A 14,535-nucleotide genomic window follows, 5' to 3' on the forward strand; every position below is an offset into this window, starting at 1 on the left:
GCCGCGGCTTTGTCGCGCGGCAACGATTGTCGGCGGGCGGTTGTCGGGGACGACAGGTCAGTCGATCAGTCGCAGCAGCCGCAGCTGCAGCCAGGTGGCGAGGATCTGGTCGCCGTCCTCCAGCGACAGGTCGAACATCGTCTCGATCCGCCGGATCCGGTACCGCATGGTGTTCTCGTGGATGTTCAGCGCCTCCGCCGCCCGGACCGCGTCGCCGAACGAGCTGAGGTAGGTCAGCAGGCTCTCGGCGTACTCCGTCCCGTGCAGCTGATCGTGTTCGCGGATCGCGCGCACCGGTCCGAGCAGTTGCCCCTCGACGGCGGCGCCCTGGTTCGCGACCATCCGCAGTACCACCTCGGTCCGCACCTGCTCGACGCTCGCGACCCGGGGCGTCGGCTCGCCGCGGGACGACCGCCCGCTGAGCACCGCGAGCACCCGGTCCGCCATCGCCCGGGACTCGGGTACGTCGGCCAGACCGGCGGCGCACGACCCGATTCCGACCAGTACGTCGAGGTGCCCGGAGCGCTGGATCGTCGCCGCGAGATCGTCGGCCAGCTTGAGCAGCCGCGGCGACGGCTCGTCGGTCGTCCGGGTCGGCAGCAGCGCGTAGACGACGCCGGAATCCGTGACACACAAGGCGCTCGAGTGCCACGCCTCGCAGTACAGCGTGACCAGGTCGACGATCCGGGACGCGGCCAGGATCGGCTCGACGTCGTCGCCGACGGGCGCGATCACCAGCACCACGCTGGGCGTGTCCGGCTTGATCCCGAGCTGGGCGGCCGCGCTCCGCGGTGCGACCGCGCCGTCGAGCAACAGCCGGAGTGCCTCGGTACGCCGGGCCCGCTCGGGATCACGTTGCCCGCGGGCGCGGAGCAGGTGCAGCGTGGTCGCGCGGGCGGCGTCGACGAGGACGCGTTCGGCGCGGGCGACGACCGGCGGCCGGTCGGTCAGTACCCAGATCAGCCCGAGCGCCTCGGTGCCGGCCCGGACCGCGATCGCCATCCGGCTCGCGTACTCCGGCACCGGGCTCTCGAAGTACACCGGGCTCTCGGACCGCAGGACGGCCTGGTACTCCTCGTAGTTCGTCGGCCGGTCCGGGGTCTGGCGGCCGAGGATGCCGAGCCGGCGGATCTCGTCGATCTCCTGGTGCGGCAGGTTCGAGTACGCGATCACCCGGCCGGTCGGGTCCTCGATCGTGATCGCGCCGCCGACCGAGGTGGCGATCGCGTTCGCCAGCGCGAACAGGTCGCCGAGCCCGATCGCGGCGAACCGGTCGGTGGCGTCCGACAGCGCCGGCTCCTTGCTGGAGCTGATCAGCGCGTCGAGGTGCCGCCAGGCCATCTCGTCCGGGGTGGTCAGCAGCGCGATCCCGGCCTCGTCAGCGGCCTGCGCCAGCCGGGCCAGATCGTCCCCGAACGCCTTCACGACCACCGCCCGGTACCCGGCGGCCGAGGCCTCGTGAACGGTCCCGGCGGCCTGCGTCGACGGGCTGCCGGTGAGCAGCAGGATGCCGGCGTCGGCCGGCGGCAGCGGCTCGCCCGGGCCGTGCACGACGACCTCGCGGACCTTGCCGCACAGCCGGCCGCCGGCGGTGATCACGTGCAGGGCGTGCGGGCCGAGGTTCGCCACGATCCGGTCCAGGGTCAGGTCCGGTGCGTCGGCGGGCGGTTCGACGGGCACGACAAAGGTCGCCGACGGAATCGACGACTCGGGGCTGGACCGACCGTGCATACAGTGAGAATAGACGTCCTGACGGAGATCGCCTTGTCGGATCCGACAAAGCAACCGTTCATTCTGGTCGGCTGGACCAAGGCCCGCCGACCCCCTGCCCACCCACCATGAGAGGCCCGTCCGGACGATCGAGGAGGCGACCCGGGTGCTGCCCGCGTGGCTGGAGACCGAGCTGCAAACCGTCCCGGAGATCGAGGTGTTCAGCACCGCCGACGAACTCGTCGCGGAGCTGGCCCGGCTGCACGATCTCCACCCCGAGCTGACCACGCTGCGCCGGATCGGGACCTCCCGGCTCGGCGACCCGCTGCTCTGCCTGACCATCGGGTCCACCGGACCGGACGCGCTGGTGTTCGGCCTCCCGCACCCGAACGAGCCGATCGGCGGCCTGACCGCGCTGCACCTGGCCGCCCGGGTCTGCGCGGACGAGGAACTCCGGGAACGGCTCGGGCACCGCTGGCACGTCGTCGCCTGCATCGACCCCGACGGACTGCGGCTGAACGAGGGCTGGCTGAAGGGCCCGTTCACCCGCGAGCACTACGCCCGGAACTTCTACCGCCCGGCCGGCGACGAGCAGATCGAGTGGACGTTCCCGCTCGACTACAAGACGGCGTACTTCGACCAGGTGCTGCCGGAGACGGCGGCGTTGATGCGGGTGATCGACCAGGTCCGCCCGCGGTTGATGTGTTCGCTGCACAACACCGAGGTCGGCGGCGCGTACTACTACCTGTCACGGCCGGAGCCCGAGCTGCACGGCGTACTGCAGGAGATCCCAGAGCGGCTCGGGCTGAGCCTGGACCGGGGCGAGCCGGAGTCGCCGTCGATCGAGCGGTTCGCCGACGGGATCTTCCGGATGCCGGACATCGAGTCGATGTACGACTACTACGTCGAGCACGACGACCCGCTGCCGGAGAAGTTCGGCGGCAACAGCAGCCACTCGTACACGCGCCCGTACGGCACGCTGACGCTGCTGAGCGAGCTGCCGCACTGGGACGACGCGCGGGTGAGCGACGCGTCGCCGACCACGACGACGTACGGCGACGTGCTCCGCGAACAGGCGGCCGGGTTCCGCGAGCTGGTCGAGTGGATGGCGGAGATCCTCGCCGCGACCGGGGACGAGCTGACCGCCGGGTCGGCGTACGTGCGGGCCAGCCGGTACTACGCGCGGGTGATGGCGCCGTCGCCGGACGGGATCGAGAAGCGTGCGGCCGAGCCCGAGGCGCAGCGTCCCGCGACGGTGGCCGAGCTGGCTTCGGTGCGGGACTCGGTGCACATGTTCCGGCTGCGGTACGCCGGGATGCTGCTCCGGGCGCTCGACGGAGAGGTTGCCATCGGCAACGCCACGCCGACGATCCGGGCGGCGCAACGGCGGTTGGCCGCGCAGTACGACGCCTGGCTCGCGGAGGCGGCCGAGGCGGCGTCGATGGTGCAGATCCCGATCAAGTCGCTGGTCGCGTCGCAGTACGCCGCGCTGGCGGCGACGGCCGAGTACCTGACCCGTGGTCACTAGCCCGCGGATCGAGCAGCTCCGCCGGGACCTCGCCGGCGGACCGGCGGACGGCGTACTCGCGCGCTTCTGGGGCGAGGTGGCGCTGACCGGCACGCCACTGATCGAGCCGTACGACGACGACCGGCGGCTGGTCACATTCCTGTGGAAGCAGGAGCGGCCGGTCGAGACGGTCGCGGTGATCGGCGGACCCGCGCTGTGGTGGGAGATCCCCGAGAACCAGCTGGAGCTGATCGACGGTACGGACGTGTGGTTCCGGACGTATCTGGTCTGGGCGGATCACCGGGCGCGGTATATCCTCTCGCCGGACGACTCACTGGAGCCGCTGGCCGCCGCCGGTACGCCGGAAGCGGTCGCGCGGGCGGCGACGTTCGTCCCGGACCCGTTCAACCGGTCGCCGTTCACGCTGCCGGGTGTGGTGGGCGATCCGGTGAGTCCACCGCAGCACTTCTCGACGTTCGCGCTCGACCAGGCGACGCCGCGGGACTGGTGCGCGCCGCGGGCCGGCGTACGGCGTGGGGCGATCCGCGAGGAGACCGTCGCGTCGCACGTGCTGGGGAACGAGCGGACCGTCTGGCTGTGGGAGTCCGCCGTACAGGATCCCGATCCGGCGCTGCTCGTGCTGCTGGACGGGCGGGACTGGAACGAGGCGTTACCGATCTTCCCGACGCTGGACAACCTGGTCGCCGCGGGCGAGCTGCCGCCGCTGGTCGCCGTACTGCCGGACAGCATCGACTTCACGACCAGAGCCCTTGAATTGCCTTGTAACGAAGGATTCTTGGGGTTTGTGGCGGACGAGTTGTTGCCGTGGGCGCGTAAGTTGACCGGGGCGACGAGCGATCCGCGGCGGACCGTGATCGCCGGCAAGAGCTACGGCGGGCTGGCCTCGGTGTACGCCGGGCTGCGGCGGCCGGACGTGTTCGGGACGGTGATCGCACAGTCAGGCTCGTTCTGGTGGAGTCCGCCGGGCGAGGAGCCCGAGTACCTGCTCCGCCAGGTCGACCGCGAGCTGCCGGGCCGGTTCTGCCTGGACGTCGGGCTGCAGGAGGGCGACTGGATGATCCCGCAGACCCAGCGCCTCGCCGACGCCCTCGAGCGGTACGCCGACGAGGTCGTCTACCGCGAGTACAACGGCGGCCACGACCTGAACTGCTGGCTGGCCGAACTACCCGCCGAACTCCGCTGGGCGTTCGGGGACTAGGCCCACCAGTCCCGGCCGCCGATCGTCCCGACCCGGCGGTCGTAGTCCCAGCGGAAGATCTCGCGGCCCTGCTGGTACGCGACGTCGACCCGCTGCATGGGATCCAGCGGGTCCCCGGACCAGATGCACAGGTCGGCGTCCTTGCCCGGGGCAAGCGATCCGAGGCGGTCCGCGATCCCCAGCGCGCGGGCCGGGTGCAGCGTCACGGCCCGCAGCGCGACGTCCCGGTCCAGTCCTTCGCGGACGGCGTACGCGGCCTGGACGATCAGCAGGTTGGCCGGGATCACCGGGTGGTCGGTGACCAGCGACAGCTCGATCCCGGCCTCCGCGAGCAGCCGGGCGTTGCGGAACGCGCGGTTGCGCAGTTCCACTTTTCCGCGGCCGACGATCAGCGGGCCGAGCAGCACCGGGATGTTGCGCTCGGCAAGGAGATCGGCCACCAGGTGCGCCTCCGTGCCGTGGTCGATCACCAGGTCGTACCCGAACTCGTCGGCCAGCCGGACCGCCGTCCGGATGTCGTCCGCGCGATGGCAGTGCTGCCGCCACGGGATCTCCCGGCGCAGGACCCGGCCGAGCGCCTCCTTGCCGAGGTCGACCGGCGTGCCGTCGTACTGCCGTGCCTCCGCGAGCGCCTGGCGGATCACCGCGGCGATGCCCATCCGGGTGGCCGGGAGCCGGCCCGCGTCACCGTGGTACCGCTTCGGGTTCTCGCCGAGCGCGGACTTCATGCCGGCGGGGGAGCGCAGCACCTGCTCGTCCACGGTCCGGCCGGTGCAGCGGACCGCGACCGTCTCGCCGGCGATCGGGTTGCACGAGCCGGGGTTGATGCCGACCGCGAGGACGCCGCCGCCGACCGCGTCCCGGAACCCTTCGTCCGCGGGGTTGATCGCGTCCAGCGCCCGCAGTTGCGCGGTCACCGGCGTGGTCGCCTCGTCGTGGTCGTCGCCCGCCCAGCCCTCGCCCTCCTCGAGCGTGCCCATGTGGGTGTGCGCGTCGATCAGCCCCGGCAGCACCCAGCGGCCGCGGGCGTCCACCACCGTGGCGTCCTCGGGTACGGCGACCGCGGCGCCGACGGCGGCGATCCGCCCGTCGTCGATCAGCACCGTCCCGCCGGGGATCGGAGGCCCGTCGACCGGGACCACGGTGGCGCCCTGGATTGCCAGCATCGTCATGGTCCGCATCCTGTCCGGAGCGACCCTGCTTTGAGGCTGTCGATCTCGACAACATCGGCACGCCGAATCTGACCTGTCCGATAAGGCTGCCCCTTCACCGCGCGGGCCAAGGTGGGGCAGACCGATCCCCTGGAGGCCCCTGATGACCGGAATTCCCGCCAGTTCCGCGGCCCGTGTACGGCGGCGTGTGGTCGCCGTGCTCGTGGCCGTCTCGATGACGGTGCTCGCCGCGTGCGCCGGGAAGAGCTCGGCCAGTGACGGGGACCAGACCTTCGCCGTCGGCATCCCGGCGTTCTTCGTGCAGAACCTGACGCCCGGCAGTTCCGGCAGCAGCTACGTCGACTACGCGATCTGGTCGCCGCTGACCCGGGTCGACGGGCAGAGCGGCAAGCTCGAGATGCTGGTCGCGGACTCGATCGAGTCCACCGACAACGTGAACTGGACGATCAAGCTCAAGTCCGGCTGGACGTTCCAGGACGGCAGCCCGGTCACCGCGCAGTCGTTCGCGGACTCCTGGAACACGACCGCCCTCGGCGCCAACGCACAGACCAACAACGCGTCGACCTCGATCTTCGCCGGGTACGCCGCGATGAACCCGCCGAAGGGCAAGCCGGCCGCGAAGACGTTGTCCGGCGTACATGTCGTCGACAAGTCCACGCTCAAGGTCACGCTGCTCAAGCCGAACGCACTGCTGCCGTACATCCTGTCCTCGACCACGTTCGCGCCGCTCCCGGCGAGCGCGGCGAAGGATCTGAAGAACTTCGGCACCCACCCGATCGGCAACGGCCCGTACAAGACCGGCGGCTGGGACACCGGCGCGCAGGAGATCAAGCTCGAACGGTACGACGGGTACGGCGGCACCAAGGCCCTTGCCAGCGGCATCGACCTGCACGTGTACCAGCAGACCGGCGCGATCTACACCGACTTCCAGGCCGGCACGATCGACCTCGCGCTGCTCGACGGCGCCGACCTGTCCAAGGCCAAGAAGGACACCCCGAGCCAGGTCGTCGACGTCCAGTACCCGGCCGTCGTCTACCTGAGTTTCCCCTTGTACGACAGCCGGTTCGCGAACCCGCAGCTGCGCAAGGCGATCTCGATGGCGATCGACCGGGACGCGATCGTCAAGTCGCTGCTGGCCGGCAACGCGAAGGCCGCCACCGGACTCGCGCCGCCGACGCTCACCGGCGGCGGCGAGGCGAAATGCGACGCGTGCAAGTACGACCCGCAGGGCGCCAAGGCCGCGCTGCAGGCGGCCGGCGGCTGGAACGGCCCGATGATGCTCTACACCTACCAGGACCCGACGAACGAAAAGGTGCTGCAGGCGATCGCGAACCAGCTCCGCACGAACCTCGGCTTGCAGAAGGTCAGCTTCGAGTCGCAGCCGATCGCGCAGCTGTACCAGGGCCTCGGCGGCAAGTCGATCAAGGGCCCGAGCCTGCTGTACTCCGGGGCGCCGTACCCGCACATCTACGCGCTCGCGGACCAGATGTTCTCGGCCGGCGCCCCGCTGAACGTGACCGGGTACGACTCGAAGTCGTTCGCCGGCCTGATCGCGCAGGCGGCGTCGAGCAAGGACGCCGACTCGACCACGAACTACGCCAAGCAGGCGGCCGAGCAGGCCCTTGCGGACCTCCCGGTGGCGCCGCTGTACTGGCCGGTCGGCGGGCTGGTGCATTCGGACCGGCTGAGCGGAGTGGTACCGGAGGTGCTCGGCGGCGCCCGGCTGTCGGTCGTCAAGGTCGGCTGATGGCCGGCTACGTGCTCCGCCGGCTGGCCGGGATGGTCCCGGTCGTGCTCGGTACGACGCTGCTGATCTTCGCCGCGGTGTACGCGTTGCCGGGCGATCCGATCAAGGCGCTGGCCGGTCCGGGGCGGGTGCTGTCGCCGTCGGTCGAGGAGGCGCTGCGCGCGCGGTTCCACCTGGACCAGCCGTTGTGGTCGCAGTACGGGCACTACCTCGGCGGGCTGGTCCGGGGCGATCTCGGGATCGACCTGCAGGGGCACGAGGTGTCGGACCTGGTGGTCCGGGCGTGGCCGTACACGTTGCAGCTCGGCCTGACCGCCTGGGCGATCATGGCGGTGGTCGGGATCGCGCTCGGCACCTTCGCCGGGATGCGCCAGGGCGGCACGGTCGACTGGATCGTGCTGACCGCGACGACGATCGTGGTCGGCGTACCGTACTTCGTGATCGCGTACGTCGCGCAGATCCTGCTCGGCGTGAACCTCGGCTGGTTCCCGACGTCCGGCGTCCGGGAGGGGTGGCCGGCGAGCTACGTGCTGCCGGCCGCCGTACTGGCGTTGTTCGGCATCCCCGAGCTGGTCCGGCTGACCCGCGCAAGCATCATCGAGAACCGGTACGCCGACTACGTGGACACCGCGATCGCGAAAGGCCTGCCGCAGCGGATGATCGTGGTCCGGCACATCCTGCGGAACTCGCTCGTCCCGGTCGTGTCCGTGCTCGGGCTCAGCCTCGGGTACATGGTCAGCGGAACAGTGCTGATCGAGGGCATCTTCAACATCCCCGGACTCGGGTACGTCGTGTTCAACGGCATCTCGCAACAGAACGGGCCGGTCGTGGTCGGGGTCTGCAGCCTGCTCGTACTCGTGTACCTGATCATCAACCTGCTCGTGGACATCGTCTACGGCCTGCTCGACCCGAGGATCAGCCTTGCCGGCCGCAAGTGAGGTGCTGGCGGCGCCGCGGTCCCGGCGGGGGGTGCTGCGGAGGCCGCGGATCGCGATCCCGCTCGGCGTCGTCGTACTGATCCTGGTCGTGGCCGCCGTACCGGGGGTGTTCGCGCCGGTCGATCCGCGGGCGTGCGACCTCGGGAACAGCGGGAACGGTCCGGCCGCGGGGCATCCGTTCGGCTTCGACATCCAGGGCTGCGACCTGTACAGCAACGTGGTGTACGGGACACGGTCGTCGGTGACGATCGGGTTCACTGTCACGGCCGGGTGTGTGCTGATCGCGTTGGTGCTCGGGTGTCTGGCGGCGTACTACCGCGGCGCGGTCGATGCCGTGATCAGCCGCACGATGGACATCTTCTTCGGCTTCCCGGCGCTGGTCGGACAGGTCGTCATCCTGAACACCCTGCACCAGCGGAACGTCGTCGTGGTTTCCGCCGTACTGATCCTGTTCGCGTGGCCCGCGATGACCCGGCTGATGCGGTCGGCCGCGCTCGCGACCGTCGACCTGGACTTCGTGAAGGCGGCCCGCGGACTCGGGGCCGGACCGGTGCGGGTGATCGCCCGGCACGTGCTGCCGAACTCGTTCGCGCCGATCCTCGCGGTCGCCAGCCTCGGCGTCGGCGGGATGATCACCGCCGAGTCCGCGCTGACGTTCCTCGGCGTCGGGCTGCGGGCGCCGTCGATCTCGTGGGGCGTCCAGCTGAACCAGGCGCAGGACTCGTTCCGCGACCACCCGCATCTGCTGCTGTTCCCGTCCCTGTTCCTGTCCGTGACCGTGCTGTCGTTCGTGATGCTCGGCGACGCGTTGCGGGACACCTTCGATCCGAGGTCGCGATGACAACCCTGCTGGAGGTCTCGGACCTGACCGTGGAGTTCCGTACGTCGCGGGGCTGGAACGTCGCCGTCGACGGCGTCGACCTGTCGTTGACGCCGGGGCGGACGCTGGCGGTGCTGGGGGAGTCCGGGTCGGGCAAGAGCGCGACAGCCCGCGCGATCATGGGCGTCCTGCCGGCCGGGGTCGGCCGGGTCGGGCGCGGGCGCGTGGTGCTGGACGGTCAGGACCTGTTGCAGTTGCCGGCGGAGCAACGACGTACCGTCCGGGGTGCTCGGGTCGGGATGGTGTTCCAGGACGCGCTGTCGGCGTTGAACCCGGTGCTGCCGGTCGGGTACCAGATCGGCGAGGGCTGTCGTGTGCATCTGGGGATGTCGCGGCGCGCGGCCAGGCGGCGGGCGCTGGAGTTGCTGGACCGGGTCGGGATCCCGGACGCGGCGCGGCGGATCGACGACTATCCGCACCAGTTCTCCGGCGGGATGCGGCAGCGGGTGATGATCGCGACCGCGCTGGCCGCGGACCCGGAGATCCTGATCGCGGACGAGCCGACGACCGCGCTCGACGTCACCGTGCAGGCGCAGATCCTGCAACTGCTCGCGTCCCTGCAGGCGGATCGGCAGATGAGCCTGATGCTGATCACCCACGACATGGGGGTGGTCGCGGGGATGGCGGACGACATCCTGGTGATGTATGCCGGACGCGTCGTCGAGCAGGGTCCCGCCGACGATGTCTTCGAACGGCCGGCGCATCCGTACACGCGGGCGCTGCTGGACTCGATCTGTACGGCGGACCGGAAGGGCCTGCCGCTCAAGGTGATCAGCGGGCAGCCGCCGGACCTCGGCAACCTGCCGTCCGGCTGCGCGTTCCGTACCCGGTGCGGGCAGGCGGCCGACGTGTGCCGGACCACGCCGCCGGTCAGGTCGGTCTCACCGGTTCATCAGGCGGCGTGCCACTTCGCGGGAGGTGCGGGATGACCGCGGTACTTCGAGCCAGCGGCGTACGGCGTACGTTCCGGATCGGCGGGCTGCTCGCCGGGCGGCGGGGGACCGTGCACGCGGTGGATGGCGTCGATCTCGAGCTGGGCAGTGGCGAGACACTCGGGATCGTCGGCGAGTCGGGGTCCGGGAAGTCGACGCTGGCGCAGCTGCTGGTCGGGATGGAGCGGCCGAGCGCGGGCGAGATCGAGCTGCTCGGTGAGCCGCTGCACACGATGCGCGGGCGGCGGTTGCGGCGGGCGCGGCGCGACATCCAGCTGGTGCACCAGGATCCGTACACGTCGCTCGATCCGCGGATGACGATCGGGGCGATCGTGCGCGAGCCGCTGGAGATCCACCCGGACGTTGTACCGCGGGGGGACCGAGCGAAAGCGGTGGCGGAGCTGCTCGAGATGGTCGGGCTGAACCCGGACCAGTCGGAGCGGCTGCCGCACCAGTTCTCCGGTGGGCAACGGCAACGGGTCGGGATCGCGCGGGCGCTCGCGCTGCGTCCGAAGGTGCTGGTGTGCGATGAGCCGGTGTCGGCGTTGGACGTGTCGGTGCAGGCGCAGATCGTGAACCTGCTCGAGCAGTTGCAGCGGGAGTTGGGGATTGCATACGTATTCATCGCGCATGATCTGGCGGTCGTGCAGCACATCGCGGACCGGGTCGCGGTGATGTACCTCGGGCGGTTCGTCGAGGAGGGGGACTCGGTGCAGGTGTACGACCGGCCGCGGCACCCGTACACGAAGGCGCTGCTCGCGGCGGCGCCGGTACCGGACCGGTCGGCGCGGCACCGGCCGCCCGAGATCGTCCTGCGCGGCGAACCACCGAGCCCGCTGGACCCGCCGTCCGGCTGCCACTTCCGCACCCGGTGCTGGCTGGCCGAGGACCGATGCGCTTCGGACGATCCCGCGTTGCTGCGGGTCGGGGCGAGCGCCGTCGCCTGCCACTTCCCGCTCCCCGAACCGTTGCCGGAGGCAACCCATGCCGGCTGACGGAGGCCTCACCGCCGCCGAGGCAGCGGCCCGCTCGGCCGTGGTCTCGGTGACGTCGTACGCCATCACCCTCGATCTCACCCCGCTCACCACCGGCGACCAGTTCACCTCCCGCACCACCGTCAACTTCACCTACGACGGCACCGGCGGCCCAGGCCTCACCTGGCTGGACATCGTCGCCGACCACGTCGACCAGGTCACCCTGGACGGCGTCCCCCTCGACCCATCCGAGGCACTCCGCAACCACCGCCTCCGCCTCGGCCCCCTCGGCGGCCCCCACCGCCTAGACATCCACTCCCGCCACCACACCGCCCCATCCCGCGGCCTCTCCAAAACCGTCGACACCACCCCCACCCCCGTCCCCGCCCCCGCCCCCGGCGGCCCCGCCCCCGCCCCGGGCTCCGGCGTCGGTTCCGCCCCCATCCCCGTCCCGGGCTCCGGCGTTGCCCCCGCCCCCGCCCCCGGCTCCGGCGTCGGCTCCGACTCCGGGGCCGGCCCGAGCACCCGCGTCCGCGCCGCCGTCGGCGGCGCGGACGCGGGACGGGACGGAGGTCGTGGGCGCGGTGGTGCTGGTGTGGGCGCCGGGGGACGCGGCGGGGGTGGTCGGCGCGGTGGTGCTGGTGTGGGCGCCGGGGGATGGGCTGGAGGTGGTGCGCGCGGTGGTGATGTTGCTGGTGTCACGGGAGCTGCTGACCGTGGTGATGAGGGTGTGTATGTGTGGACGCAGTTTCAGCCGTTTGATGCTCGGCGGGTGTTTGCATGTTTTGATCAGCCGGACTTGAAGGCGACGTTCGCGTTCGAGGTGCGGGTGCCGTTGGGCTGGCAGTGTGTGAGCAACCAGCGGGAGACGGAGGTTGTCGAGGACGGGGACGCCGCGGTGTGGAGGTTCCCGCCGACGCCGCGGTTGCCGACGTACGCGACAGCTGTGTGTGCGGGACCGTTCCATGTGGTGAGGTCCGGGCGGATGGCGGTCTTCGCGCGCCGTTCGCTCGCGGCGGCTTTGGAGGCGAACGTCGACGAACTCTTCGACCTCAGCCGGCGGGCTCTGGCGCTCTTCGAGGAGGCGTTCGGGGTGGCGTACGACGGTGACTCGTACGACCACGTGTTCCTCCCCGACCAGCCCGGCGCGATGGAGAACCACGGCTGCGTGACCTGGAACGACCAGGTCCTGTACCGCTCCGAGCCGACCGCCGAACAGCGCCGCCGCCGGGCGCTTGTACTCCTCCACGAGATGTCGCACATGTGGTTCGGCAACCTGGTGACGCCGCAGTGGTGGGACGGCCTCTGGCTGAGCGAGTCCTTCGCCGACTGGGCCGCCCTCTGGGCCGCCGCCGAACTCGGCGTCCTGGACCGCACCTGGTCGGTGGCGACCGCCCTCGAGAAGGAACGCGCCGCCGACGCCGACCTGCTCTCCTCCACCCACCCGGTCAGCCGCCCGATCCCCGACATCGCCACCACCGAGGCGAACTTCGACGCGATCACCTACGCCAAAGGCGCCGCCGTACTCCGCCAACTCGTCTCCGTCGTCGGCGAAGCCGCCTTCTTCGAGGGCCTCCGCAAGTACTTCGCCCAGAACGCCGGCGCGAACGGCAACCTCCCCGCCCTGCTCGCGGCCGTCCAACCCTTCACCGCACTGGACCTCACCGCATGGTCGAGGGTCTGGCTGGAGTCAAGCGGCATCAACACCCTGTCCCTCGAGAATGGTGCCTTGCTGCAGGACGGCGTCATCCGCCCGCACACCATCGCGATCGCCAGGTACGGCGGTACGCCGCTCACCGAGCTCGACCGGGTAGAACTACCCGTGACCGACGCCCGCACCGAGCTCCCGCCAGCCGGATCCGGACTGCTGCTGCTCGACGACCGCGACACGACGTACGCGATCCTGCACCCCGACGCACACTCGATCCGGACCCTGGTGACGTCCGGCGCCGAGCTGACCGACCCGGTCGCGCGCTACACGGCCCGCCGTACCCTCCGAGGCCTCCTGCTCACCGGCCACCTCCCGGCCGCCGACATCTTCACCTACGTGACCGCAGCGGTGACGACAGAACCCGACCCCATCCACCTAAAGGCCCTGACCAGCCTCGCCGCCGAAGCAACCATCTACGCCACTCCCACCCAACGACCAGCACTCGAACACGACCTGGCCACCGCCGTCACCTCCATCCTCGACCCCTCGCAGCCAGTCCTGGTCGAGGCACTCGCGGACTGCGCCGGAACCGCAGACCAACTGGCCCTCGTCGACTCGCTCCTGACGAACGCCGACCTACCCCAGCCGATCCGATGGCGCCTCACCACCCGCCTGGTCGCCCTCGGCGCCGACAACCGCATCGACGCCGAGGAAACCCGGGACCCGGACGGCCACTGGCAAGCCGCCGCAGCACGCGCGGCCATCCCGACCACGGCCGCGAAGACCGCCGCCCTGGACCTCCTGCTCACCGCCCCCGGCGTACCGGCCGCCGTACTGCGGACCTTCGGCGCAGCCCTCTGGCACCCACGCCACGACCCGAACCACGCAACGGAGTTCCTGGACCGCCTCATCCCGTTCGCCCACACCACCGACTGGTTCACCGCGGCCCGCGTAGCCCGCTACGCCTTCCCGACAACGGCCGACCTCCCGTTCCTCGACGCCGTCCGCGAGGCCGCCGCCGGCGCACCACCCGTCCTCGCCCAGGCCCTGCAAGACCAGGAGGAAACAGCCCGCCGTGCGGCGACCGCCCGCGCCACGTAGCCGGGTCAGGCGATGCGGTTGTGGTTCGGGTGGACCGCGCCGGTGTGGGGTTCTATCCAGGCTTTGATGCGGGACCAGGAGTTGCGCCAGTTCGTCAGGGCGGCCTCGCGGGCGGCGGTGGGGTTGTGGGATTCGAGGGCCGCGAGGATCAGGAGATGTTCCTCGTAGGCCTCCTTGCGGATCTGTTCGTCGCGGAAGGCGGCGCGTTCGATCCGGCGGAGTTCGAGTTTGAGCTGTTCCAGGTAGCCGATCAGGACCGGGTTGCCGGCGGCCAGGTAGTAGACGTCGTGGAACTGTTCGTCGAGTTCCTGGGCGCGGGCGACGTCCTGCTGGCCGTCCATCTCGTCGACCATCGCGCGGAGGCTTGCCAGCTCGGGTTCGCCGAGGGTGGTCGCGGCGATCTCGGCGGCGTGCGCGTCCAGGACGCCGCCGAGGTCGTAGAGGTGGACGGCGCGGTCGAACTGGAGGTCGGCGACCCGCGTACTGCGGCCGCGGGCGATCTCCACCAGGCCCTCCTGGGAGAGCCGGATCAGCGCCTCGCGGACCGGCGTACGGCTGACGCCGAGCATCTCCGCGACGTCGGTGTCGCGGACGTTCTCGCCCGGTTCGAGCGGGCCGTTCACGATCCAGTCCTTCAGCCGCTCGTAGGCGATGTCCTGGGCATTGACCCGGATCGGCAGCTTGTCGCCGCCTGGCAACGGCAT

11 protein-coding genes are annotated in these 14,535 nt (G+C 70.9%); 8 read left to right on the top strand and 3 right to left on the bottom strand.

The features are described 5' to 3' along the window. Nucleotides 1-57: 57 nt before the first annotated feature. A complete protein-coding gene (locus tag ACQHIV_RS05225) occupies nt 58-1,731 on the bottom strand; it encodes a PucR family transcriptional regulator (protein ID WP_427892199.1) in 1,674 nt (557 codons plus the stop codon). A 145-nt stretch (nt 1,732-1,876) separates the two neighbouring features. On the opposite strand from ACQHIV_RS05225, the gene ACQHIV_RS05230 reads away from it, so the two are divergent. Together ACQHIV_RS05230 and fes are read left to right on the top strand one after the other, a co-directional pair. Further along, on the top strand, nt 1,877-3,238 hold the full coding sequence (locus tag ACQHIV_RS05230) for a M14 family zinc carboxypeptidase (RefSeq protein WP_427892201.1): 1,362 nt from the start codon (nt 1,877-1,879) through the stop codon (nt 3,236-3,238). Beyond that, on the top strand, nt 3,228-4,436 hold the full coding sequence (fes, locus tag ACQHIV_RS05235; protein WP_427892203.1) for an enterochelin esterase: 1,209 nt from the start codon (nt 3,228-3,230) through the stop codon (nt 4,434-4,436). The genes ACQHIV_RS05230 and fes overlap by 11 nt, the downstream gene beginning before the upstream one ends. Here fes and ACQHIV_RS05240 read toward each other — a convergent pair. Further along, nucleotides 4,433-5,608 (bottom strand): amidohydrolase, encoded by a 1,176-nt coding sequence (locus tag ACQHIV_RS05240; RefSeq protein ID WP_427892204.1) that lies wholly within the window; start codon nt 5,606-5,608, stop codon nt 4,433-4,435. The genes fes and ACQHIV_RS05240 overlap by 4 nt on opposite strands. 142 nt (nt 5,609-5,750) lie before the next feature. Between ACQHIV_RS05240 and ACQHIV_RS05245 the strand changes: the two genes are divergently transcribed. From ACQHIV_RS05245 to ACQHIV_RS05270, 6 genes are read left to right on the top strand one after another with little or no spacing between them, the layout of a single operon-like run. Next, the gene (locus ACQHIV_RS05245; protein ID WP_427892206.1) at nt 5,751-7,355 is read left to right on the top strand and encodes a peptide ABC transporter substrate-binding protein; all 1,605 of its coding nucleotides are present in this window, start codon (nt 5,751-5,753) and stop codon (nt 7,353-7,355) included. Beyond that, nucleotides 7,355-8,293: an ABC transporter permease gene (locus ACQHIV_RS05250; protein WP_427892208.1), complete on the top strand. Its 939-nt coding sequence runs from the start codon at nt 7,355-7,357 to the stop codon at nt 8,291-8,293. The genes ACQHIV_RS05245 and ACQHIV_RS05250 overlap by 1 nt, the downstream gene beginning before the upstream one ends. Continuing rightward, nucleotides 8,277-9,134 carry an ABC transporter permease gene (locus ACQHIV_RS05255; protein WP_427892210.1) on the top strand — a complete coding sequence of 286 codons (858 nt, stop codon included), beginning with the start codon at nt 8,277-8,279 and terminating at the stop codon, nt 9,132-9,134. Before ACQHIV_RS05250 ends, ACQHIV_RS05255 begins: the two co-directional genes overlap by 17 nt. Next, a complete protein-coding gene (locus tag ACQHIV_RS05260) occupies nt 9,131-10,102 on the top strand; it encodes an ABC transporter ATP-binding protein (protein ID WP_427892212.1) in 972 nt (323 codons plus the stop codon). Before ACQHIV_RS05255 ends, ACQHIV_RS05260 begins: the two co-directional genes overlap by 4 nt. Next, the gene (locus tag ACQHIV_RS05265; protein WP_427892214.1) at nt 10,099-11,100 is read left to right on the top strand and encodes an ABC transporter ATP-binding protein; all 1,002 of its coding nucleotides are present in this window, start codon (nt 10,099-10,101) and stop codon (nt 11,098-11,100) included. The genes ACQHIV_RS05260 and ACQHIV_RS05265 overlap by 4 nt, the downstream gene beginning before the upstream one ends. Then, nucleotides 11,090-13,831, top strand: coding sequence for a M1 family aminopeptidase (locus ACQHIV_RS05270; protein WP_427892216.1), 2,742 nt, complete (start codon nt 11,090-11,092; stop codon nt 13,829-13,831). Before ACQHIV_RS05265 ends, ACQHIV_RS05270 begins: the two co-directional genes overlap by 11 nt. A 5-nt stretch (nt 13,832-13,836) precedes the next feature. On the opposite strand, the gene ACQHIV_RS05275 is transcribed toward ACQHIV_RS05270, so the two are convergent. After that, complete coding sequence (locus ACQHIV_RS05275) at nt 13,837-14,535, bottom strand: GntR family transcriptional regulator (RefSeq protein ID WP_427892218.1); 699 nt, start codon at nt 14,533-14,535, stop codon at nt 13,837-13,839.

Source organism: Kribbella polygonati, assembly GCF_050320105.1.
In the GTDB taxonomy this organism is placed as follows: Bacteria; Actinomycetota; Actinomycetes; order Propionibacteriales; family Kribbellaceae; genus Kribbella.